General features: G+C 41.3%; 22 protein-coding genes, 1 pseudogene and 1 other annotated feature. All 23 genes and pseudogenes read right to left on the minus strand.

Annotation, left to right across the window (positions count from 1 at the left end; genetic code table 11):
• Positions 1-94: 94 nt before the first annotated feature.
• Positions 95-1,408 carry a solute carrier family 23 protein gene (locus SJY16_RS11495; RefSeq protein ID WP_377889314.1) on the minus strand — a complete coding sequence of 438 codons (1,314 nt, stop codon included), beginning with the start codon at positions 1,406-1,408 and terminating at the stop codon, positions 95-97.
• Positions 1,409-1,567: 159 nt separating this feature from the next.
• Positions 1,568-2,110 carry a bifunctional pyr operon transcriptional regulator/uracil phosphoribosyltransferase PyrR gene (pyrR, locus tag SJY16_RS11500; RefSeq protein ID WP_377889316.1) on the minus strand — a complete coding sequence of 181 codons (543 nt, stop codon included), beginning with the start codon at positions 2,108-2,110 and terminating at the stop codon, positions 1,568-1,570.
• Positions 2,111-2,333: 223 nt separating this feature from the next.
• Positions 2,334-3,249: pseudogene (locus SJY16_RS11505) on the minus strand (RluA family pseudouridine synthase).
• Complete coding sequence (gene lspA, locus SJY16_RS11510) at positions 3,246-3,707, minus strand: signal peptidase II (protein WP_377889317.1); 462 nt, start codon at positions 3,705-3,707, stop codon at positions 3,246-3,248. The pseudogene SJY16_RS11505 and the gene lspA overlap by 4 nt, the downstream one beginning before the upstream one ends.
• A 118-nt stretch (positions 3,708-3,825) precedes the next feature.
• Complete coding sequence (gene ileS / locus SJY16_RS11515; RefSeq protein ID WP_377889319.1) at positions 3,826-6,582, minus strand: isoleucine--tRNA ligase; 2,757 nt, start codon at positions 6,580-6,582, stop codon at positions 3,826-3,828.
• Positions 6,583-6,653: 71 nt separating this feature from the next.
• Positions 6,654-6,868 (minus strand) — a binding site (T-box leader).
• Positions 6,869-7,038: 170 nt separating this feature from the next.
• Positions 7,039-7,539, minus strand: coding sequence for a DivIVA domain-containing protein (locus SJY16_RS11520; RefSeq protein ID WP_377889321.1), 501 nt, complete (start codon positions 7,537-7,539; stop codon positions 7,039-7,041).
• 84 nt (positions 7,540-7,623) lie between these two features.
• On the minus strand, positions 7,624-8,397 hold the full coding sequence (locus SJY16_RS11525) for a YlmH family RNA-binding protein (RefSeq protein WP_377889322.1): 774 nt from the start codon (positions 8,395-8,397) through the stop codon (positions 7,624-7,626).
• 4 nt (positions 8,398-8,401) lie between these two features.
• Positions 8,402-8,665: a YggT family protein gene (locus SJY16_RS11530; RefSeq protein ID WP_377889324.1), complete on the minus strand. Its 264-nt coding sequence runs from the start codon at positions 8,663-8,665 to the stop codon at positions 8,402-8,404.
• A gap of 21 nt (positions 8,666-8,686) precedes the next feature.
• Positions 8,687-9,139: a cell division protein SepF gene (locus SJY16_RS11535; RefSeq protein WP_377889326.1), complete on the minus strand. Its 453-nt coding sequence runs from the start codon at positions 9,137-9,139 to the stop codon at positions 8,687-8,689.
• 29 nt (positions 9,140-9,168) lie between these two features.
• Positions 9,169-9,837 (minus strand): YggS family pyridoxal phosphate-dependent enzyme, encoded by a 669-nt coding sequence (locus SJY16_RS11540; protein ID WP_377889328.1) that lies wholly within the window; start codon positions 9,835-9,837, stop codon positions 9,169-9,171.
• A gap of 7 nt (positions 9,838-9,844) precedes the next feature.
• Positions 9,845-10,672 (minus strand): peptidoglycan editing factor PgeF, encoded by an 828-nt coding sequence (gene pgeF / locus SJY16_RS11545; protein ID WP_377889329.1) that lies wholly within the window; start codon positions 10,670-10,672, stop codon positions 9,845-9,847.
• 91 nt (positions 10,673-10,763) lie between these two features.
• Positions 10,764-11,033 carry a YlmC/YmxH family sporulation protein gene (locus SJY16_RS11550; RefSeq protein ID WP_377889331.1) on the minus strand — a complete coding sequence of 90 codons (270 nt, stop codon included), beginning with the start codon at positions 11,031-11,033 and terminating at the stop codon, positions 10,764-10,766.
• A gap of 71 nt (positions 11,034-11,104) precedes the next feature.
• Positions 11,105-11,884: an RNA polymerase sporulation sigma factor SigG gene (gene sigG, locus SJY16_RS11555; RefSeq protein ID WP_377889333.1), complete on the minus strand. Its 780-nt coding sequence runs from the start codon at positions 11,882-11,884 to the stop codon at positions 11,105-11,107.
• Positions 11,885-11,967: 83 nt separating this feature from the next.
• Positions 11,968-12,687 (minus strand): RNA polymerase sporulation sigma factor SigE, encoded by a 720-nt coding sequence (gene sigE, locus SJY16_RS11560; RefSeq protein ID WP_224881924.1) that lies wholly within the window; start codon positions 12,685-12,687, stop codon positions 11,968-11,970.
• Positions 12,688-12,723: 36 nt separating this feature from the next.
• Positions 12,724-13,638 (minus strand): sigma-E processing peptidase SpoIIGA, encoded by a 915-nt coding sequence (spoIIGA, locus tag SJY16_RS11565; RefSeq protein ID WP_377889335.1) that lies wholly within the window; start codon positions 13,636-13,638, stop codon positions 12,724-12,726.
• Between the two features lie 175 nt (positions 13,639-13,813).
• Positions 13,814-14,719, minus strand: a complete 906-nt coding sequence (thrB, locus tag SJY16_RS11570; RefSeq protein WP_377889336.1) for a homoserine kinase — start codon at positions 14,717-14,719, stop codon at positions 13,814-13,816.
• On the minus strand, positions 14,716-15,774 hold the full coding sequence (thrC, locus tag SJY16_RS11575) for a threonine synthase (protein ID WP_377889338.1): 1,059 nt from the start codon (positions 15,772-15,774) through the stop codon (positions 14,716-14,718). The genes thrB and thrC overlap by 4 nt, the downstream gene beginning before the upstream one ends.
• Positions 15,774-17,066: a homoserine dehydrogenase gene (locus SJY16_RS11580; RefSeq protein WP_377889340.1), complete on the minus strand. Its 1,293-nt coding sequence runs from the start codon at positions 17,064-17,066 to the stop codon at positions 15,774-15,776. The genes thrC and SJY16_RS11580 overlap by 1 nt, the downstream gene beginning before the upstream one ends.
• Positions 17,067-17,796: 730 nt before the next feature.
• Positions 17,797-18,939 (minus strand): cell division protein FtsZ, encoded by a 1,143-nt coding sequence (ftsZ, locus tag SJY16_RS11585; protein WP_377889341.1) that lies wholly within the window; start codon positions 18,937-18,939, stop codon positions 17,797-17,799.
• Positions 18,940-18,968: 29 nt separating this feature from the next.
• Positions 18,969-20,246 (minus strand): cell division protein FtsA, encoded by a 1,278-nt coding sequence (ftsA, locus tag SJY16_RS11590; protein WP_270181791.1) that lies wholly within the window; start codon positions 20,244-20,246, stop codon positions 18,969-18,971.
• A gap of 464 nt (positions 20,247-20,710) precedes the next feature.
• Positions 20,711-21,484 (minus strand): cell division protein FtsQ/DivIB, encoded by a 774-nt coding sequence (locus SJY16_RS11595; RefSeq protein WP_377889342.1) that lies wholly within the window; start codon positions 21,482-21,484, stop codon positions 20,711-20,713.
• Between the two features lie 230 nt (positions 21,485-21,714).
• Complete coding sequence (gene murB / locus SJY16_RS11600; RefSeq protein WP_377889344.1) at positions 21,715-22,626, minus strand: UDP-N-acetylmuramate dehydrogenase; 912 nt, start codon at positions 22,624-22,626, stop codon at positions 21,715-21,717.
• Positions 22,627-22,705: 79 nt separating this feature from the next.
• Positions 22,706-23,806: a stage V sporulation protein E gene (gene spoVE, locus SJY16_RS11605; protein WP_377889346.1), complete on the minus strand. Its 1,101-nt coding sequence runs from the start codon at positions 23,804-23,806 to the stop codon at positions 22,706-22,708.
• Positions 23,807-23,809: the final 3 nt, after the last annotated feature.

The raw sequence follows: 23,809 nt of genomic DNA on the forward strand, positions 1-23,809 counted from the left end.
AGCAGTCTCAGGGTGTAGAAAAGTTGACGCGATGGTATTCTCGCGCCTGTTTCTCACCCTTTTAGGTCTCTCTGTACCTTTTTAAAGGATGTTACTATGCAGCTGTATGATCTTCATTACTCTCTTCAAACATACTTTCAATCGATTCCTTCGTGTTTCCTCCAGGAAGGACGAGGTTCAAGATGATTCCAATAATCGTAGCAAGCGCCATGCCAGCGATTTGAAGCTCCTCAGTCACCTGAATAAAAGCCCCACCAACACCTATTACTAAAATGACGGATGAAATGATTAGGTTTCTTTTCTCACCTAAATCAATTTTGTTATCGATTAACATTCGTAGTCCAGAGGAAGCGATGATTCCGAAAAGGAGGATAGATACACCGCCCATAACTGCTGTTGGAATCGTGGAAATGAGTGCAGACACTTTACCTATAAACCCGAAGATAAGCGCTAGTACCGCTGCACCTCCGATAACAAACACACTGAACACTCTTGTAATTGCAAGAACTCCAATATTTTCACCGTACGTCGTATTCGGGGGTCCGCCTAGAAACGATGCAATCATTGTTGCTACACCATCTCCTAGGATCGATCTGTGTAGCCCTGGTGTTTTCAAGAAATTTCGACCAGCCACTTTACTTAACACCATTTGATCTCCGATATGTTCTGCGATTGTTACCAATGCAATCGGCACCATCACGAACAGAATTTCCCAGGAAAACACTTGTGCTGGATTGTAGTCTGCAAATGGTATGATGAAATCAGGCACCTCGAAAAATGATGCATCTCGAACTGGAGTAAAATCGACGAGTCCTACAAAATATGCGGACGTATAGCCAGAAACGATTCCGATTAAAATCGGGATGAGGCTTAAAAACCCTCTTAAGAATATGGAAGCCGCAATCGTAACACCTAGCGTTACGAGCGCTACTGTAAAGTGAAGACCGCTATAAGCTTCAGTTTCAGGGTTGTTCATCGCCATGCTGATGGCAGTGCCTGCTAGGCCAAGACCAATCACCATAATCACCGGCCCAACCACGATTGGCGGTAAGAGTCTCAATAACCAATTTAGCCCTGCTGCCCGGATGGCGATGGCGACAACACCGTAGATGATTCCAGCGAAGAACGTTCCGATCATTGCCCCTTCAGGTCCACCGAGTGATACAGCTGAAATAATCGGAGCGATAAAAGCAAATGATGAGCCAAGATATGCTGGAATTTTCCCTCTTGTAATTAGTAAGTATGCAAGTGTTCCAAGGCCGCTTGAAGCAAGTGCGACCGCTGGATCAAGCCCTACCAAGAACGGTACGAGAATAGTTGCCCCGAACATAGCGAAAAGATGCTGGAGACTTAATGTAACCCATGTTGTAGCTTTTGGTACTTCACGGATGCCTAATGCTTGTTTCATAGTCTTTTCCTCCTTGAATGTGCGTCCCGACTAAGCTTAAGGTATAAAAAAACTCCTTGCTTAGCCGCAAGGAGGTACACGCGTGTCCTGATTGAACAGCGTCTCCTCCCTTGGCTGTCTCTCTGGACTACCTTAAAGGGAGCACGTTATTATGTTTTATTATGAATGTTTAATGCTAACTTGATCGAATTCATCAACCTCTGTTAAAGCTACTTCGATAATTTCTTCTTTCGATGTTGGAACATTTTTACCAACATAATCTGGGCGAATTGGGAGCTCTCTATGCCCTCTATCGACGAGTACTGCTAGCTGAATTTGTGAAGGTCTGCCAAGGTCCATCAACGCATCCATAGCAGCTCGAACGGTGCGTCCAGTGAACAGAACATCATCTACAAGAATGACTTTTTGATCTGTAACATCGTTTTCAATGCTAGTCCCTTTGATTTTCGGGTCCTGATCTTCATGCTTTAGAGATAGATCATCTCGATACATCGTGATGTCAACTTCTCCCACTGGAATCGTCGAACCTTCGATTTGCTCAATTCGTTCGGCAAGGCGCTCTGCTAAGTAGATCCCTCTTGTTTTAATTCCAACAAGCATCGTATTTTGAATACCTTTATTTCTTTCTAAAATTTCATGTGCGATTCTCGTTAATGCTCTCCGGATCGCTTGATCATCAAGTAATACTCTCTTATCTTCCATATGTCTCTTCCTTTCAACTGGACGGCTTTGCACTTCGATAAGCACGGGTCCTAAGTCAATAAAAAACCCTCTTGCCATGAGAGCAAAAGGGTTTTAGGCATACGAAACGTACGTTCAGTACATAGCCTTTGTTCCTTTGCAGTCTCACGGGACCATCGTTAAAGGATTTGCTATATTGTCTACATGTAGTATGGCAGAGCTCTGAAGCCCTGTCAACCGCTTATTATCGTCTTAATCGCTTTAAAAGCTGTTCCATGTCTTCCGGAACTTCACGAGAAAACTCTAAGCCATTCACCAGTCACTGGATGTTCAAAGCCCAATACTCCGGCATGTAATGCTTGTCCATCGATCGGTAAAGATTTCTTTCTTGGACCATACTTTGGATCAGCCGCAACAGGATGATCAATGTATTTCATATGAACGCGAATTTGATGCGTTCGTCCTGTTTCTAGCTGACACTCCACATACGTGTAGTGATCATATCGTTCTAGCACTTTAAAGTGAGTGACTGCATCTCGGCTTTGCTCATCCGTAACCGTCATTTTCTGACGCTCCTGTTTGTCACGACCAATCGGTGCGTCGATCGTACCAACATCGTGTTGAATGTTTCCGTGTACGATCGCCTTATAACGGCGATTCACCGTTTTTGCTTGAAGTTGCTTTACAAGCGATTCATGAGCGTTGTCATTTTTCGCAACCATCAATAAGCCAGAAGTATCTTTATCGATTCGATGAACGATTCCCGGGCGGATTACACCATTAATCCCGCTAAGATCCTTGACCTGATGCATCAATCCATTCACAAGTGTTCCGTTCGGGTGTCCTGGTGCTGGATGTACAACCATCCCTCTCGGTTTATAGACCACTAGTACATCTTGATCTTCATAGACGATGTCTAAATTAAGATCTTCCGGAACAACTTCAAGTGTTTCTGGTTCAGGTACCATCACAATGATTTCGTCGTTCTCAGAAACTTTGTAGTTTCCTTTGACGGATTCACCATTCACTTGAATGTGCTCATCTTTAATCCAGGTTTGAACCTGGCTTCGAGACCACTCTTGATCAAATGTTGGAATCAACTTGTCAATACGCTGACCTTTATTCTCTGTGCTTACTGTAAATGTGAACTTTTCCATTATTTATCCCCTTCAGCTTGCTTGCTTTCAAAAATAGTTCCGATAAAAATGAGGATGACCCCTATAACGAGCGAAGCATCCGCTACATTGAAAATCGGAAAATCGTACGAGAAGATGAATGTGTTAACAAAATCCACAACTTCTCCTCTAAAAATACGGTCAATGAAATTCCCAACTGCCCCGCCTAAGATCAAGGCAAGAGTAACACTGACGAAACGGCTATGTTTATATTGCTTCATATAATATAAAACTGCGACGATCACAACAACCGTTATAAGGTAAAAGAAAATCATCTGACCTTGAAGAATCCCAAATGCAGCTCCTCGGTTTCGATGTGAGGTCAGATAAAGAAAGTCGTTGATAAGTTTTATTGTCTCTCCATACTCCATGTTTTTAACAACAAGCCATTTGGTCCATTGATCAAATAAAATAATGCCAATGGCTATTAAATATTTCCACACGTGCGCTCCCCCGATCAAATGATACTTCCTATGAAAGTTTAGCACAGGATTCATTCCTGTACAATGTGAACGTCAACCGTATAAAAAGCGCTTTGCATTTTGCAAAGCGCTTTCTATCTTAATAATGGTTTTTTACAGTTTCAGCACAGTCTACGCATAGGGTAGGATATGTTTCATCTTGTCCAACTGTCTGCGTTACTCTCCAACAACGTTCACATGTTTCGCCTTCTGCAGGTGAAACCATGATCGATAGTTCGTCGTAATTCTTCGCTTCTGTTGGAGCTTCAGATTTACTACCTACAACAGATGCAGCAGATACGATTAGAAGCTTATCAAGGTTATTGATGCTTTCTAGAAGCTGTTTCGCTTCACCGTCTGCATAGATATGAAGCTGAGCTGTTAAGGACTTACCAATTTTCTTTTCGTTTCGAGCTTCTTCAAGAGCTTTTAGAACTTCATCTCGAAGGTCCATGACATGATCCCATTTGCTTTCAAGGTCAGAAGTTCCTTCGAAGTTCTTCACTTCAGGCATATCAGAAAGCTGAACGTACTCTTCTTTTTCACCAGGTACAAACTGCCATACTTCTTCAGCAGTATGTGGAATGATTGGTGAAAGAAGTTTCGTTAACGCTACAGCCGTTTGATATAGAACCGTTTGAATCGCTCGACGTTTAGGATGATCTTCATGCTCAATATAAAGCGTATCTTTTGCGATATCAAGATAGAATGAGCTCATCTCTGTTGTAAAGAAATTATGAATCGTATTGTAAACAGTTAAGAACTGATACTCATCATAAGCTTTCTTCACTTTCGTTACCACGTTATTTAACTTCACAAGCATGTATTGATCGAGCTCACTTAGATTCTCATAAGAAACGCTGTTCGTAGCTGGGTCGAAACCTTCTAAGTTTCCTAGCATAAACCTGAACGTGTTACGAATCTTTCTGTACACTTCCGCTACTTGCTTAAGAATCTCATTCGACACACGTACATCAGCCTGGTAATCAGCAGAAGAAACCCAAAGTCTCAAGATATCGGCACCGAGCTGCTTCATAACATCGTTTGGTACCATCACGTTACCTAATGACTTACTCATCTTCTTCCCTTCTCCGTCAAGTACGAACCCATGACTGAGCACTGCCTTGTATGGTGCTTTTCCTGTAACTGCTACAGAAGTCGAAAGAGATGAGTTAAACCAACCGCGGTATTGGTCAGATCCTTCAAGGTACAAGTCTGCAGGGCGCGCAAGGTCGCTACGCTCTTCAAGTACCGCTTGATGAGATGAACCAGAATCGAACCAAACGTCCATGATATCCATTTCTTTACGGAAAGTACCGTTAGGACTATGTTCTGAAGTGAATCCTTCTGGCAACAGATCTTTCGCATCCCACTCAAACCAGATGTTTGAGCCATGCTGTCTGAATAGCTCTGACACATGGTCGATTGTTTCATCCGTTAGGATTGGTTCATCATTCTCACCGTAGAAAACTGGAATCGGAACGCCCCATGCACGCTGACGTGAAATACACCAATCTTCTCGGTCTTTTACCATGTTGTGAAGGCGAATTTCTCCCCAAGTTGGGAACCACTCTACGTCCGCAACTGCTTGTAACAATTCAGGGCGGAATTGCTTGATTGAAGCGAACCACTGTTCAGTCGCACGGAAGATGATTGGCTTCTTAGTACGCCAGTCATGCGGATAGGAGTGCGTAAAGAATGAAAGCTTGACTAGCGCATCAGCTTCTTCAAGCTTCTCAGTGATTGGTTTGTTTGCTTTATCATAGAACAAGCCTTCGAATCCTGGAGCTTCGTTCGTGAAGACACCTTTCTCATCTACAGGGCAAAGGATTTCAAGATTGTACTTTCTTCCGATTGTATAATCGTCTTCACCGTGACCCGGAGCGGTATGAACGCAACCAGTACCAGCATCTAGCGTTACATGATCACCTAGAATAACTAGTGATTCACGATCGTAAAGAGGGTGTTGTGCGGTAACATATTCTAGTTCGCTTCCTTTTAGGCGCTTCATTTCTTTGACGCTATTCCATTCAAATTCTTCTTTAAGTTGATCGAGTAGTTCTGAAGCGACGACGAATTTGTTTCCATCTGCTTCGACCACGCTATATTCAAACGACGCATTCAATGCGATCGCAAGGTTTGATGGAATCGTCCATGGAGTTGTTGTCCAGATGATGAACTTCTCTTCTCCATCCAATACACCTTTTCCATCCTTTACTTGGAACGCCACATAAATCGAAGGTGAGCGTTTATCCTGATATTCGATTTCAGCTTCGGCTAGAGCTGATTCTGAAGTTGGAGACCAGTAAACGGTTTTTTTATCTTTGTAGATATAGCCACGTTTCGCCATCTCTCCAAATACTTTAATCTGCTGAGCTTCATACCCTTTATTAAGAGTGATATATGGATTATCCCAATCTCCTCGAACACCAAGACGTTTAAACTGTTCACGCTGGCGATCAACTTGCTTAAGTGCATATTCTTCACACTTCTTACGGAATTCCGCTACCGTTAATTTCTTACGATCAACGCCTTTTTTCGTTAGGGCCTGTTCGATCGGTAAACCGTGAGTATCCCAACCAGGGACGTACGGTGCATTGAAGCCATTCATGGATTTATAGCGCACGATCATGTCTTTCAGTACTTTGTTTTCAGCATGACCGATATGAATATCCCCGTTAGCATATGGAGGGCCATCGTGCAATACGAAAAGAGGACGATCTTTCGTTCTTTCCTGTACTTTCTCATATAGATTTTTTTCTTCCCATTCTTTTTGCATATTAGGCTCTTTGTTTGGCAAATTGCCGCGCATTGGGAACTTTGTTTTTGGCATCAGTAGTGTTTCTTTAAAGCTCATGTCCCTTCCTCCTTCAAAATCGAACTCCGCTTTCTGTCTCCGTGAACATAAAAAAACCTCCTCATCCCTAACATAGGGACGAGAAGGTTTTCCCGTGGTACCACCCAACTTAAGCACAGTGCTGTGCTCACTTTGCATTCGTAACGTGAATGATACGCCGGGGCTTACTTATTGTTCAGCTCGGGACTCAGGGATGATCTTCACTGATTGCTTAACACCGGGCTCACACCAACCCCAGCTCGCTTTGTTAAGGTGAAACAGTTACTCTTCCCATCGCAGTCGTTCTTTATCACTTATTTGTAAGAAACAGTATCGTCCATTTCTTAATCACTTATGCTTTTGAAATGCAATGTTCATTCTTCTTAAGAAACTAACATTCTTTAATGTATATCAAAAGTATAGTGTATTCATTTTTGATAAGTCAAGAAAATGCGAAAGAAATGTTAAAAGATTGCGTTATGCTTTTTCTTGAATTTGCTCTTCTTCTTCATCAAAACGTGCAGCGAGCCCGTCCCAATCTTCATTTGTTAACATTTCTAGTTGAGCTTCAACAAGCATGCGGAAACGTGTACGGTAAACAGAAGCTTGTTTTTTCAACTCTTCGTTTTCCATCGATATCTTTCTCGCTTTAGCTAGAGAATCGTTAATGATGCGGTCTGCATTCTTCTCTGCTTCCTTTAGGATCAAACGAGATTCTTTCGTTGCACTCTGCTTTACTTCTTCTGCAGTTTCTTGCGCCACAAGAATCGACTTGTTCAATGTTTCTTCAAGGTTTGAGAAATGTCCTAGTCTTTCTTCAAGAATCTTAACTCTCTCATTAAGCTCCTTTTTTTCCCTAATAACAGTTTCATAATCTTTAATGACTTGATCTAGAAACTCATTTACTTCGTCTTCATCATAACCGCGGAATCCGCGAGTAAACTCTTTGTTATGAATGTCTAATGGTGTTAAAGGCAATTCAGCCACCTCCGGTTTGCTCTCTTTTATGTCCCAACTCGTAATTCGACAATCCTTTTGGACAATCCTTCTAATTTTGACAAATTATTTTCTTATACTATAGATAATTCGCCATTTATCTTTCTTTGTTTTTCCTTCAATCGTATTGATTTTGCTTCTACCTGAACCTCTAAGGGATAAGTAATCACCCGCTTTTACTTCGGTAGAAGGCTGATCAACGACTTTCCAATTTAGTTTGGCACGCTCATGCTCAATCATCGGAGTTACTTTAGACCGAGAGAAGTTGTATACTTCAGCTAAAACAGCATCGAGTCGTAGACTACTTACAGTACCAGTTTGTTCTTCCCACCTAGTCGGTGGAACATTCAATTGTGAAAGAGGAATCTCCTCAGGAGATATCGACGCTTTCCCAGCCTGGTTTAAGTTCATCTTAATATAATCCGATACTTCCTCTGCAACGATTAGCTGCGCGTGACCATCCAACACATAAATATCACCGAATTTTTCCCGTTTCAATCCTAGTCCCATCAATGCACCAAGAAGATCTGGATGCGACAATGAAACGAATTTAGAAGGATATGTAATTTCTAGAGCAACTACTGCATAATCTTCTTCGGTTGCTGTTAGATAAGGGGGTAGAAGCAGTGCACGCTGCCGTTCAGCTCCATCCACTGCGCCTGAGAAAGACACTGTCACATCCGGATGATTTCCTATAATTTGTGTTACGATATCCTGCTCTCTTGGATCCAGAAAATCCGTCAATTTTGGAGTGTATCTTTCTTCTACTTCACTTTGCCATTGCAATACTCGATCAACAAACGTGCGTTCTTCAGGACGATAGTGTTCGTAAATTGACATAGAATTACAGAATCATTCTGAAGAGAGCAACGATTCCATACTGTGCGAACTGAAGTGCAAAAATAGCAACAATAGGAGAAATATCTAGCATTCCACCGATCGGCGGTATAATTTTGCGGAAAGGAGCAAGATATGGTTCTGCAACTCTTGCAATCATTTGTCCGATTGAGGACTCTCTAGCATTTGGAATCCAGGACATAAAGATATAAATAATTAATACCCAGGAGTAAATCTGTATAGCTTGTGCTAATAAATAAGCAATTTCCAAATTTTTCACCTTCCTTAGAGGCTAATCTTCAAATATTTCATCGGTAATGTTACCAGAGATTTCAACATTATCCGGAGTACACATGAATGTGTCAGGACCGAGCTTCTGAATATCTCCGCCAAGAGCATACACTGTGCCACTTAGGAAATCAACGATTCTCTTTGCTTGGTCATGTGGAATCTGCTGTAAGTTCATAACTACAGACTTTCGATTTTTAATATGATCGGCGATATCCTGAGCTTCAGCATACACTCTAGGTTCAACAAGTACAACTCTCGAGTTCTTGTGAATACTTTGCAGACTTACTACATTCTGATTCGATTGATTAGAATTTTTTTGCTTGTTCTGGTTACGGTTAACTCTAGAATTCTCCAATTCATCATCCTCAGCATACGGTGTTTGAACATCGTCCTCGAACTCTATTGGTTCATCATCGAGTTCAAAGAACTGCTTAAACTTTGTCTTAATTCCCATTCCCTGCACCTCCGGGAGTTGTTATTTTCTTAACCAACAAGAGACGATCCGATACGAACAAACGTAGCACCTTCTTCAACAGCAATCTCAAAATCATTAGACATTCCCATAGAAAGTTCTTTACATGGTGCGTGTTCAAACGATTGCTTTTGTACAAGCGTTTGAAGTTCTCTCAATTGTTGAAAGACTGCTCTGATCTCATCTGCATCCTTAATATGAGGAGCCATGGTCATCAAACCAACAACTTCAATATTTGGGTAGTTTTTTAGGGATTCAACAAATGGCATCACTTGTTCAGGAGTCAGTCCATGTTTCGATTCTTCTCCTGAAACATTAATTTGCACAAAACATTTCATCTTTTTCGTCGCTCTCTTATTGATTTCTTTAGCAAGAGATCGACGATCCAACGAGTGAATATAATCCACGTGGGCAATGATTTCCTTTACCTTACGAGATTGTAACGTTCCGATAAAATGCCATACTGGCTGTTCTTCAAACGCTTCGACCTTCTCGATCAAGCCTTCTTGTCGATTTTCTCCAAGATGCGATAACCCTGCACCAACAGCTTCCTTTGCACGATCGATACTAACATATTTCGTTACTGCGATAATGTTTACATCTTCAGGGTTTCGATTCGAGCGATGTGCAGCAGATTCGATCTTCGAAACGATTTTCTCTAAATTTGTTCTTACTTCCACTTCCCTGTTAAACCTCCTCAAGTCCAATGTAACCCATCATTCTTCCAGTCTTACCATTTTCACTTCTATGAGAGAAAAACAGGTTACTGCAGCTTGTACAATAGTCACTAACAAAAATATTATCCTCCAGTACGCCTGCTTTTAGGAATAAGTGTTTATTCACAGCTTTTAAATCGAGCTGATAAGTATGATTGTTGTTTGGTGTGAAGAATTGTTTAGATTCAAATGCAACTTGAATGACACTCGCTATCACCCTATCGTCAACTTCATAGCAACAACTTCCAATCGAAGGTCCTATTGCTATCAAAATGTCCTTAGGGTCAATCCCATCTTCTTGCCACTTACGAATCATCTCTCCAGCAATATCCTTCGTGGTTCCTTTCCAGCCTGCGTGGGCAATTCCAACCCTTTCGCTGGATGGTGAGTAAAAAAAGAGCGGAACACAATCAGCATAAAGCGCAGCTAACATGATTCCCCTTTCATCCGTATACAAACCATCTTTATTCGGTATGGCCGTATCATGATCGGTAGCACCACGCCCTATATCATTTGAACCGATACGTGCAATTTCATTTCCATGAATTTGCTCTCCAACTACCCAATCTTCTAGGTGTGTGCCTATCGATTTGCTTAGAATTTTTCTATTAGTTAGAACATCTAATGGGTGATCTGGCACATGGAAACCGAGGTTCAGACTAGCATAAGGATCCTTGCTGACACCGTTATATCGAGTCGAAAAACCCGCTTTAAGTTTACTTGTAGAACTAGCAACGTCTCTGAAATGAAGTGCTAGTGAAGTATTGTCAATCGTATCTTGAAACAGTTCTTTTCTCACAGCTATATCCCTTCATTTCTATTCAAGTTTACACTCTATTTTATCATATTATGTTGAGAAGAAGGGATATAGATTGTGAGATATTGGCTATTCATGACTCTTTATGAAAAGATTCTGAATCTGATGAATCATAATGTTTCACTAAAATTACATCTGACCCAATCTTCACGATATTACGCCATGGGATTACGAGGTCACTTTCCCGTGCAAAAAAACCCATCATCTTTCCTTGCCCTGGGATGACGATCGCTTCAATTTTTCCAGTCGTCAAGTTTATTTCAAGGTCCGCTATATGTCCAAGTTTTTTACCATTAGAAACATTCACAACATCCTTAACCTGAAATTCAGAGATTTTTATCATCACACCCCCACCTTTCCATTTTATTATATGAAAAGTGGGCAATAGAAAAGACCTGTTTAACAGGTCTTGTTCTAACTTTGTATATTTTTGTTCATTTGCTGGATTGCTGCTTTTTCAAGACGTGAGACTTGCGCTTGAGAAATACCAATTTCATCAGCTACTTCCATTTGCGTCTTTCCTTGAAAGAATCGCATTTGAAGAATCATATTCTCCCTTTGGTTCAGCCTCGTCATCGCTTCTTTCAATGCAATGTCCTCTAGCCAATGAAAATCTTTTTGCTTATCATCACTAATTTGATCCATTACGAAGATTGGATCTCCACCATCATTGTATATTGGTTCAAACAATGAAACAGGGTCCTGGATGGCGTCGAGCGCGAATACAACTTCTTCTTTCGTTACACCAAGTTCCTTAGCAATTTCTGTTGGATTCGGCTCTTTAGAGTTTTTCGTCATCAATTTGTCCCTGATCTGGAGGGATTTATAGGCAATATCTCGAAGCGATCTAGAAACTCTTATCGGGTTATTATCCCGGAGATACCGTCTAATTTCACCGATTATCATCGGTACTGCATAAGTTGAGAATTTCACGTTTTGCGATAAATCGAAGTTATCAATGGATTTCATTAATCCAATACATCCGACCTGAAAAAGATCATCAACGTATTCACCACGATTATTAAATCGCTGAATAACGCTTAAAACGAGTCGTAAATTTCCATTCACTAGCTCTTCCCTAGCAGAAATATCCCCTGCCTGCATCTGTTTGAAGAGCACTCTCATTTTCTCATTCTTCAGTACCGGAAGTTTGGAGGTATCTACTCCACAAATCTCGACTTTGTTTCGTGTCAACTCTTTCCCTCCTCATCGGAGATGCTGTCAAAGTAAAGTATCTCCGAGAGTGGGAAAATTATGCATTTATCATTTCAAGAAACTTAGACCATCTTGTTAAATTCTTTGCGGAGCCTTTTGATGATGCGCTTTTCTAGCCTAGAAATATAGGATTGAGAAATTCCGAGAAGATCAGCAACATCCTTTTGTGTTTTTTCTTCATCTCCAGCAAGACCAAACCTTAATTCCATAATTTGCTTTTCTCTTGGGTTCAGGGTTTCGAGAGCTTTCACAAGCAACTTTCGATCTACGCGAGCATCGATTCCCTTTGTGATGATATCTTCATCAGTCCCGAGCACATCAGATAAGAGTAACTCGTTTCCATCCCAATCCACGTTAAGAGGCTCATCGAAGGAAACCTCGGAACGAATTTTGTTATTTCGACGGAGAAACATGAGAATCTCATTTTCAATACATCGAGAAGCATAAGTTGCTAGCTTTATTTTCTTCTCTGGGTTGAATGTATTTACAGCTTTAATTAAACCAATCGTCCCTATACTGATCAAATCTTCAATATTGATTCCCGTGTTTTCAAATTTCCTTGCGATATAGACAACGAGTCGCAAATTTCTTTCGATTAAGATCGAACGAGCAGCCTTGTCACCTCCAGGCAATTTGATTAAAAGATGGGCTTCTTCTTCTTTTGTTAAAGGAGGTGGGAGTGCTTCGCTTCCTCCTATGTAATAAATTTCGTCAGGCTTTATGCCGAGTTTCATAAGAATACGTTGCCACCAGAGTACAACTTTTATCTTTAATTTCCCCATGCATGTTACCTCCCCAATCTGTTTTATTACTTCTTATTAAGAAGCATTCGCCTTTTCAGCCAGCATTTTTGGATGAAGGATACAACTGTACTCTTTCTCCCCCGACAAAGATTGGAAACTAAGGCCCACGAGAACCTTTTTCACAACGAGGGTTTCTTCTTTCGTTGTTATCTCTACCTCATCAGGCTTTAGTGCACATAAAAATTGATGATCTTGGCCGACGGCTCGAAATGGAACGATTCTAAGTCTATGCTCCCACCTGTCCACCTCTCCCTCACTTTGAAAATCAGTTACATTCTTTGCTTTTTCAAGAAATTGATCTGAGAACTGTTCTGAATGGATGGTCATGTCGAGAATCATTACGGGTGCACCGGATAAAGGGTCTCGAAGCTGGTTTCCACTGTCGATCAGGGCGGCTGCCGTTACAATAACATCATCAATCGTAATCTTTACGGTGGCAATTTGATCATAATGAATTTTCTTCGCCTCGATTTCACTTAATCTTTTCTTTGAGAACAGCCATATGACCGGAAAGCCAACGAGAACAAATCCCCAGCTGACTGGATCACCAAAACCAGTGCCTTGTGTGGCGATCGCCCCGTTATAGACACCTACATCCTGTTTGAAGAAATAATGTGCTCCTAGCATTCCTCCACCGATCATAAACGTAACGAAATAGAACAACAGCCAACTTTGCAAGAAACTTCGAAACCTAGTAAATCCAAATGTCATGCTCACAATGATTAAAGAATAAAATAATTTCACTAGAGGGTTAACCATGAATTCCATTCCAGGAATGAAAAGAAAAATGACATAAAGGGAAGCAACAAGAGCGCCAGCAGCAAGTCGTCTTTTACGAACATGACGCTTTAGCAGCAAACTGGTAAGCATCAATAGCATGTAGTCAAAACAGATGTTCAACAGCCATATTACATCCAGATATACAGCCACCCGCTGGCTCCTCCCTAACGAATTTGACCTTTAGTATAGACTAGTTTGAATTGAAAGACTGTCAAATCATGCCGTTAATACCAAGGTTATTTTGGATAATTACCACTATTTTTGTCAGTATGCTATAAAGCAAAAATAATAGCCGTCCATAAATGGACGGCTATTATTTAATTGATTACCGTTGTACCACATCGTTCAAAACTCTCTCGACTCCTCGATTGGTAGGTAGAAGTTCGAGACACTCATATTCCAGAAAATTTTTCTCCATTACGGCTTTTAATTTTCCAGCTGTACCGGGAGGCGTAAATAGAAGCAAGGTTGGACCCGCTCCACTAAGTGCTGCCCCATAAGCCCCCCATTCTATCGCAAGAGATTGAACGCGTTCAAGATCTGGAACGAGATGCTTTCGATATGGTTGATGGAACAAATCCTCTTTCATCAACTCTCCAGCCAGCTGCCAATTGTTCATAACTGCTGCTGCAGTTAAAACATTTGCGATACTACTCGCCTTCACTGCATCTTGATAAGAAAGATTCACTGGAAGTACGGAACGTGAATCAGTCGTTTTTAATTTCCTCTCAGGAATCAATGCAACCATCTCAAGATTTTCAACTTCTTGGACGATGGTGTCAATTTCTCCTAATCCTGATGCGATAACAAGGCCGCCATAGATCGAGGCAGCAACGTTATCAGCATGGCCTTCAAATTTAGAAGCAAACATTACCTTTTGTTTTGAAGTTAAATGAAGATTCATAATACGATCTGCGATTTCTACTCCAGCAACAATTGCAGCTGCGCTGCTACCAAGTCCCCGCTCTAAAGGTAATTCGCTTGTCATTGTAATAGCCTGTGGTTCTGGAGTTTGTAACATCTCATCTGCAATGGATTCAATAACTTTATAGATAAGATTATCTTTACCAGAAGGAAACTTTTCTTGAAAATCAATATAGTGAAATTTCCATTCAGTGGAAGGTTCAAACTTAACGTAAAGGTAACGGTTGACTGCTAACCCAATCGAATCGAACCCTGGTCCTAGGTTTGAAGTACTTCCTGGTATTTTCAAAGAGACATGTTGTTTCAATGACTTACACATCCCTTAAGCTCTTCTAAAAACTTCCCTTTATCTGCAGCAACGACGCGCGGTTTCACAAGCACAGTCTCCATTGCCGTTGATGGGTCTTTCAAACCATTTCCAGTCAATACTGCTACAATCGTGCTACCTTGCGCAATTTCTTTAGAAGCCACTTGTTTTAACACGCCTGCGATTGAAGCACAAGAAGCAGGTTCTGCAAATACTCCTTCTTTTTTTGCAAGTAGCTGATAGGCATTCAAAATTTCTTCATCCGTAACACTATCAATCTTCCCATCTGATTCAACTACTGCTTCTTCAGCAAGTTGCCAACTAGCGGGGTTACCAATTCTGATAGCTGTAGCGATCGTTTCTGGATTTTGGATGATCTTTTTCTTTACGATCGCTGCTGATCCTTCCGCTTCGAACCCTCTCATCTCGGGTTTTCGCTCATCAGAAAGGTATTCCTTAAATCCTTTCCAGTAAGCTGAAATATTCCCTGCATTCCCTACAGGGATCGCAAGAACATCCGGCGCTTTACCAAGCTGATCACAAACTTCGAAAGCGGCCGTTTTCTGACCTTCTAAACGATACGGGTTAACTGAATTCACAAGTGTAATAGGCTCTGTTTCAGCGATCGATCGTACCATTCGGAGTGCTTCATCAAAGTTTCCATCGATCTCAAAGATTTCAGCACCGTAGATCATGGCTTGCGCAAGCTTTCCTAACGCGACCTTGCCTTTTGGAATAACGATGATGCAACGTAATCCAGCTCTTGCACCATACGCCGCTGCTGCCGCTGCTGTGTTTCCAGTCGAAGCACAAATAATCGCATTGCTTCCTTCTTCTTTTGCCTTCGCTACTGCCATCACCATGCCTCTGTCTTTAAAGGAGCCAGTAGGATTGGCTCCTTCAATTTTCACATGTAATGAAACGCCTAGTTCCTCAGAAAGCGTGTTTAATTTTAATAAAGGTGTATTCCCCTCATTTAAAGTCAGTGAGGGAGTTTCTTCAGTAACCGGCAAATAATCCGCATAATGCTTTAACAATCCATTCCAGACAGACATTACATTCCCTCCACTCGATACCTGCTTTTCACCTCCACCACCACATCCAAATCATTTAATTGACTATGAACGTCCTCGAACGCTTGTTGATTCGTTTCATGTGTGATGATAACAAGCTCAGCAGTTCCATTATTAATAACTGGCTCCTGGATCAACTTCTCAAGACTAATTCCGTGATCCTTAAACAAATGAGAAATCTTTGAAAATGCACCGGCTTCATCTTTTACAAAGAGTCTGATAAAGTACTTGCTCTTAATTTCCTCTTCCTTCTTCAGCTTACGTTCATGTTGAGGAAGGATGACACTCTTACCATTTACACCCAAACGCATGTTTTTAATGACCGCGACAAGGTCAGAGACAACAGCAGTAGCTGTAGGAAGTTGTCCTGCTCCTGGACCGTAGAACATTGTTTCACCCACAGCTTCACCGTAAACATAGACAGCATTGTATTCGTCATTTACTGAAGCGAGAGGATGACGGGATGGCAACAAGGTAGGCTGTACAGAAAGTTCGATCGAGCCATTTTCTGAGCTCGCGATCGATAGAAGTTTAATTGTATACCCTAGCTTCTTACTGTATGAAATATCCTCTGCATCAACCTGAGTGATTCCTTTGATCTTGACATCATCCAGTCCTACTTTCATTGAAAATCCTAATGTACCAAGGATGACGATTTTACGAGCTGCATCAAGTCCGTCAACATCAGCAGTTGGATCAGCTTCAGCAAAACCAAGTTCTTGTGCCTCTTTCAAAACGCTCTCATAAGGCACGTTATCCTTAGTCATCTTTGTAAGAATATAATTCGTCGTACCGTTCACGATTCCCATCAATTTAGTGATTCTATCAGAAGATAGACCTTCTACTAAACTACGAAGAATAGGAATACCACCAGCCACACTAGCTTCATAAAAGAGATCACAATCATTGTCCACTGCAGCCGTTAATAACTCTCTTCCATGCAAAGCCATCAAATCCTTGTTTGCAGTTACAACATGTTTTCTATTTTTTAACGAAGCGAGGATATATTCTTTCGCTTGATCGATTCCTCCCATCACTTCGATAACAACATCCACATCAGGATTATGAATCACCTCATTAGGATCTTGTGTTAACAAATCTTCGTTAACAGCCACACCTCGGTTTTTTTCGATATCTCTTACAAGCACCTTACCTACCTTCACAACACAACCAACTCGCTGTTGAAGCTCCTCTTGGTGCGACTCGATCATATGTACCACACCACTACCAACAGTCCCAAGCCCCAACAGTCCAATCGATACGCTATCCTTCATAATCTCCACTCCCTTATGTCCTTCTATCAAGGACTTTTGTTTTTATATAATGGACATTATACGTGTCACACTTCACAAACACAACAGTGTTTAGAGAAAAATTTGAATAATTTAATAATAAAGGCGGAAGTGGGCGTTTAGGCTCGACAAGCGCTGGAGCCTTTTCGATTGAACACGTTCTTTGTGTTCTGTCGAAAAGGTGAAGCGATCGAGAGCCTGCCCACTGGAGCTAGATATCAATAAAGGCGGAAGTGGGCGTTTAGGCTCGACAAGCGCTGGAGCCTTTTCGATTGAACACGTTCTTTGTGTTCTGTCGAAAAGGTGAAGCGATCGAGAGCCTGCCCACTGGAGCTAGATATCAATAAAGGCGGAAGTGGGCGTTTAGGCTCGACAAGCGCTGGAGCCTTTTCGATTGAACACGTTCTTTGTGTTCTGTCGAAAAGGTGAAGCGATCGAGAGCCTGCCCACTGGAGCTAGATATCAATAAAGGCGGAAGTGGGCGTTTAGGCTCGACAAGCGCTGGAGCCTTTTCGATTGAACACGTTCTTTGTGTTCTGTCGAAAAGGTGAAGCGATCGAGAGCCTGCCCACTGGAGCTAGATATCAATAAAGGCGGAAGTGGGCGTTTAGGCTCGACAAGCGCTGGAACCAAGAAACTCACTTATGATCCCTCCTAAAAAAGATATTAAAAACAAAAAAACCAGCTCATCTTTGAGCTGGTTTTTAAAGTATTATCTTCTGCGCTTACGATTACGAAGGAAAGTAGGAATATCGAGTGTTTCATTGGATTCCTCAACGCGAGAACCAAACTTAGAAGGTTCTGGCTGTTGTGTTTCTTCCTCTTCATGCTTTGGTTGCTGGATTGGAGCACCCTGCTTAGATTGAGAAGAAGGACGAGGAACAGATTTTTTCTTGTTTTCATTCTCGTCAAATCCAGTTGCAATCACAGTCACAAGAATTTCATCTTTTAGTTCTTCATTGATAACAGAACCAAAGATCATGTTGACATTTTCATCAGAAGCTGAAGATACGATATCTGCTGCTTCATTCACTTCATAAAGGCTTAAGTTAGATCCGCCTGTAATGTTCATAAGAACGCCTTTTGCTCCGTCGATCGACGTTTCAAGCAATGGGCTGGAAATCGCCTTTTTGGCTGCTTCTGAAGCACGGTTCTCGCCTGTAGCGATACCGATTCCCATCAATGCAGATCCTCTTTCAGTCATAATGGTTTTAACGTCTGCAAAGTCAAGGTTAATAAGACCAGGAACCGCAATTAGGTCTGATATACCTTGTACACCTTGACGTAAAACGTTATCCGCTTCACGGAATGCTTCTAGCATAGGAGTGTTCTTGTCAACGATTTCAAGTAGACGGTCGTTAGGAATAACGATCAACGTATCAACTTTTTCTTTCAACATCGCGATACCAGATACCGCTTGAGTTGAACGCTTTCTACCTTCAAACGTAAATGGACGAGTAACAACACCAACTGTAAGTGCGCCTAGTTCTTTTGCAATCTCAGCAATAACGGGAGCAGCACCAGTACCAGTTCCGCCTCCCATACCTGCAGTTACGAATACCATATCAGCGCCACGAAGTGCTTCTTCGATCTGCTCTTTGCTCTCTTCAGCAGCTTTCTTTCCGATCTCCGGATTCGCGCCTGCACCAAGACCTCTTGTTAACTTGCCACCAATTTGCATCTTTACTTCTGCTTTCGCAAGGTTCAATGCCTGTGCATCTGTATTTACAGCAATAAATTCTACACCTTGAACTCCGTTTTCAATCATTCGGTTAACAGCATTGCTTCCGCCACCGCCGACACCGATTACTTTTATTTGTGCTAATTGTTCCATATTCATATCAAACTCTAACATCTCAGGTCCTCCTAATCTTGTAATGCCCTTTATTCTACAAATAAATTAAAGAAATTCTTAACTTTTTCTTTCATACCTGGAGAAGATTTCTCTCCCGACTGAGGTTCAGGTTTGCTTTTACGCTTGGGCTTCACTTCATCCTCAGGGTTTAAGGAAGCAGCCACTTCTTTCCCCTGAATTTTTACGTTCTTGTACGTAAATTGGATTAGACCAATGCCAGTAGTATATTGGGGTTCACGAACTCCAATATAATCAGGAACTGCAACGCGCACATTATGTTGGAGTACGTCCCTTGCAAGTTCGAGGATACCATCCATACCTACCATTCCTCCAGTAAGTACAAATCCACCTGGCAATTCGCGTATACCCAAACGCCTAATCTCGTCTTCTATCAATTCTAACATCTCTTCGATACGAGGTTCTATAATATGAGCCAATTCGAACTGATTAAATTCTTGTTCAGCTGAACTACCTATCGTAGACACAGTAAATGCTTCTTCTTCAGATGCAAGGTCTACAAATGCATTACCATGCTTTATCTTAATACGTTCAGCTTCTTCAGTAGTCGTTCTTAGACCTATAGAAATGTCTTTCGTGACGTTATCTCCCCCGATAGGAAGAACTGAAGTCGCCTTGAGAGAACCTTCTTCGAATATAGAAATTGTCGTCGAACCTGCTCCCATGTTCACAAGTGCCACTCCAAGATTTTTCTCATCCTTCGAGAGAGCCATTGCGCCACATGCTAGCGGCTGTAGACAAATATCAGCAATTTCAAGGCCTGCTTTCTCAACACATCTCAATAGATTATGTAATACGGTTTTTGAACCAGTAATGATGGTGCCTTCCATTTCAAGACGTACACCAATCATGCCCCTTGGGTCTGTAATGCCATCTAATCCATCTACTACGAATTGACCTGGGATTACATCAATAATTTCACGCTCAGGAGGGATAGAAACAACCTGTGCTGCATCAATTACTCTCGCAACGTCTTCATCATGAATTTCGCGGTCCTCACTAGAAACAGCCACTACACCGTGACAAGGCTGAAGCTGAACGTGATTCCCGTTAATTCCAACAATGACGGAACGAATCGATAATCCTACCATTCTTTCTGCATTTTCTACTGCCTGTTTAATTGAACGAACAGTTTCATCTATATCCACAATCGATCCTTTACGAATTCCATCGGACGGCGCACTGCCTACCCCGAGGATATTCAATGAATCGTTTGTCATCTGGCCAATGATTACTTTCACATTGGATGTACCGATGTCTAGACTCACATAAACTTCGTTGCTGTTCATTCTCCTGGCACCTCCTTCGAATTGCTACCTATTTCAGGTATTTGTATATTCTCTATAATAGGGTCGAATAAACCTCCAACACCTTTATATTCACAACATTTTCTGTTAGTAAACTTCATTTTAACAGAAAAGTACTGATCGCTATAAGAATGCGATATAAGGACACTATTCCACAAATCCGTTAATTTCCCTTCTTTTGACCAATATTTTATAAGTTTTTTTAGTTGTTTGACTCAAAAATTTGATTCAATAGATTATAAGTCTTTCGTAATAGATAGAAAGAACATACGTATAAGTCTACACCATGAAGAACATGGAGAAAAGACAATGATTGATTCATACGAAAAAAGCTTAATATCGTTCCATATTCGGAAAGAGAAGTGTCATACTCCCTGAATCATAAATGTTCGTATAAAAAAACTCATCCTTGTCCATTAGGAACATACTCATAGGTAATTTCTCGCTTATGATTCCTTTTTCTCTTCTACCACTTTTTCATACGGTTCGAGCCAGCTACCTTCATTCAAATATAGAATACCTTTTGGCTTATCTTGTAGTTCCTTAACAATTAACGGATATGCATTTATTCTTTTTGCAAAACTACTAATGCTTGTCCGTACTTCATAGCCATCACTCATGAATAAAGTTAGATTAAACGCGTTATCTTCTTTCGGTTCGTAGTGAATTTCAGAAATACGATTAATCACACTCATCTTAACTTTCCTTAACTCTCCTGCCATTTCAGACAGTTCTGTGCTCTCGTCCCATTGCAGAAGAATCGGTGCATTGACTGGTGTCTCACCTTTCTTCAAGGCATCCAGTATCGTTCCTGTTTGAAGTATTGGGAAAAACTTACTTCCCTTCTTCAGATAGGCTACTCGCTCATTTTCAGTAACTGCAATATTCACCGTCGCAGGAAACTGTCGAGTAACGTTTGCGCTAGATATTTCTTTAGAGCTTTCGATTTGAGATACTACTTCTTTTTTATTAATGTTCCAAAAGCTTACACTTTGATCAAGACCACTCATCTTTTCAATTTCATCCGTAGCAATATAATGATTGCCTGAAATAGTGATAGTCCGAATGTGGCTCAAAGAAGATTGGAAGTAAATAATCAACAAAATTAAAAAGAAGAAGATTGATAAATAGACGATCAGTCTTCTATTTGCGCGCTGTTTACGTTGCGCTTTTAGTGTCGGAATCCGATCTTCTATCGTTACTACTTTGCGATCTTCCATCCTTTTGCCCCCGTCTTGAAATAATAATTCTTCAAAGTGCTCTATTTCATATCATGGCAACCGAACGGCATGATAAAGAAATGCTGCTTATTTTCACCATTATAGCATATTTTTAGGGCTTTTTATCCAGACAAGAAAAATGTTTTCTTAGTCAAATATCGACTAAATTAGCCTTTTGTTTGAATTAAAAAGAATATCAATATAAAAAACGCTCCAGCAATTGGAGCGTTTTATCTGTCAACTATTTCTACTTCAGTGTGAAGGTCAATTCCGTACCTACTTTTCACGGTGTATTTCACAAGAGCAATCAGTTCCTCAACATCTTTTGCTGTAGCTCCACCTACATTTACGATGAAGTTACCATGGAGAGTTGATATTTCAGCTCCACCTACTCGATGCCCTTTTAATCCTGAAGCTTCAATCAATTGGCCAGCATGATCTGGCAAAGGGTTCCGAAAAACACTACCACAGCAAGGCTCTTTCCATGGTTGCGTGTCAGAACGGTAGTCTTTGTTTTTTTCCATGTGAGCAACGATTGACTTCTGGTCTCCCTTTTGCAATTCGAAAACGGCCTCGACAACAATCCCCGGTTTCTCTTGCAAAATAGAAGTTCGATAAGAAAACCTCATCTCATCCCTTGTAAGCCACCTTAGTTCTCCTCTTCGAAAGAGAACCAGCACTTTCGTTAGTACAGTTGATATATCAGACCCATGCGCGCCAGCGTTCATGTATATAGCTCCACCTACAGAGCCGGGTATACCGCCAGCAAACTCGAGACCAGTTAACCCTTTTCTGGAAATGAGGGTCACTAATTTGATTAAAGAATATCCCCCACCAACTCGCAGTTCGTTATCGTGTAAAACGAAATCATCCATACCTTTAGAAAGTTTGATCACGACACCGGCTATTCCATTATCATTCACTAACAAATTTGACCCTCTGCCAATCACACGCCACTTAACATCGTTTTTGTTAATAATGGCAAGGATTTTTCTTAGGCTTTCAATCGAGTTCGGTTCAACCAGGATGGCTGCAGGGCCACCAATCCGAATCGTGGTATGCTTCGACAGCGGCTCATTCACGCGAACTCTACCAACATCTGCTCTAATTAATGCATCTTCAACTTGCTTTAGCTTGTTCATATCATCCTCCTGACTTCCTCCACTACTATCCTATTGGGAAGAGGTCGCTACCATGTGACGGAAGAAGAGTATCTGAGAGCTAAAATTTGGCATATCGACTAATGTTTAGCAATACCCCCATCGCTACTAACATGAGCGTTAACGAGGAACCTCCATAACTTAAGAACGGAAGTGTGATACCTGTAACAGGCATTAGCCCTGTAACAACACCAATATTGATCATCACTTGAATCGCGACCATCCCAATAATGCCAACAGCGAGTAAACTACCAAATAAATCTGGCGCGCGTAGCGCAATTCTGATTCCTCTCCAAAGGAGAAGTGCAAATAACAGAATCACGAAGCTACCACCTATAAATCCAAGTTCCTCAGATAAAATAGCAAAAATAAAATCAGTTTGAGGTTCAGGTAAGTAATAAAACTTTTGCCTACTTTGCCCTAGGCCAAGACCCATCAATCCTCCTGGTCCAATTGCATACAGGGACTGAATAATTTGAAAGCCACTGCCAAGTGGGTCACTCCAAGGATCGAGGTAAGATGTAATTCTTGCGATTCGGTAAGGTGCAGATAAAATTAATCCTACAAAGCCTGCAATACCAAGCAACCCTAACCATGCGAAATGCGAAATTTTTGCACCTGAAATAAAAATCATTACAACACATGTTCCAACCATAACCGCTCCTGTACCAAGATCCGGCTGGAGCATGATCATTGCAAATGCTACTAAAACGAGACCGAGCGATGGAACAAGTCCCTTTTTAAACGAAGTGATACGCTTTTGGTTTTCTGATAGGTATTTAGCCAGAAAAGCGATCATCGCTAATTTTGTAAATTCAGAAGGTTGGATCGAAAACGCCCCAACACCTAACCAACTTCTCGCTCCTCCTCTAACTAATCCGACCCCAGGGATTAAGACTAGTATTAGAAAGATAAAGCAAATCAGAATTCCTAACTTAGACCATGTCCTCCATGTCCAGTATTCCACGTTCATTACGAAGAACATTGCAACGACCCCGACTCCCGCAAATAGAAGCTGTCTTTTTGCAAAGAAGAAGGCGTCATCGAATTTATAAGAAGCCCATACTGCACTAGCACTATAGACCATCACTAATCCGATTGCTAGTAGAGCAAGTGTCACAGTTAAAAAGACCAGGTCTGGCGTTGATTTTGTTTTCGGCAATGA

This window comes from Alkalihalobacillus sp. R86527 (assembly GCF_042466185.1).
In the GTDB taxonomy this organism is placed as follows: Bacteria; Bacillota; Bacilli; order Bacillales; family Guptibacillaceae; genus Guptibacillus.

Coding starts and splice junctions, on each gene's coding strand:
- SJY16_RS11495 (WP_377889314.1), bottom strand. CDS start 1,408: ATGAAACAAGCATTAGGCATCCGTGAAGTACCAAAAGCTACAACATGG.
- pyrR (WP_377889316.1), bottom strand. CDS start 2,110: ATGGAAGATAAGAGAGTATTACTTGATGATCAAGCGATCCGGAGAGCA.
- ileS (WP_377889319.1), bottom strand. CDS start 6,582: ATGAGCTTTAAAGAAACACTACTGATGCCAAAAACAAAGTTCCCAATG.
- SJY16_RS11525 (WP_377889322.1), bottom strand. CDS start 8,397: ATGTCAATTTACGAACACTATCGTCCTGAAGAACGCACGTTTGTTGAT.
- SJY16_RS11535 (WP_377889326.1), bottom strand. CDS start 9,139: ATGGGAATTAAGACAAAGTTTAAGCAGTTCTTTGAACTCGATGATGAA.
- SJY16_RS11550 (WP_377889331.1), bottom strand. CDS start 11,033: ATGATAAAAATCTCTGAATTTCAGGTTAAGGATGTTGTGAATGTTTCT.
- sigE (WP_224881924.1), bottom strand. CDS start 12,687: ATGGGGAAATTAAAGATAAAAGTTGTACTCTGGTGGCAACGTATTCTT.
- thrC (WP_377889338.1), bottom strand. CDS start 15,774: ATGTCTGTCTGGAATGGATTGTTAAAGCATTATGCGGATTATTTGCCG.
- SJY16_RS11580 (WP_377889340.1), bottom strand. CDS start 17,066: ATGAAGGATAGCGTATCGATTGGACTGTTGGGGCTTGGGACTGTTGGT.
- ftsZ (WP_377889341.1), bottom strand. CDS start 18,939: ATGTTAGAGTTTGATATGAATATGGAACAATTAGCACAAATAAAAGTA.
- ftsA (WP_270181791.1), bottom strand. CDS start 20,246: ATGAACAGCAACGAAGTTTATGTGAGTCTAGACATCGGTACATCCAAT.
- SJY16_RS11595 (WP_377889342.1), bottom strand. CDS start 21,484: ATGGAAGATCGCAAAGTAGTAACGATAGAAGATCGGATTCCGACACTA.
- murB (WP_377889344.1), bottom strand. CDS start 22,626: ATGAACAAGCTAAAGCAAGTTGAAGATGCATTAATTAGAGCAGATGTT.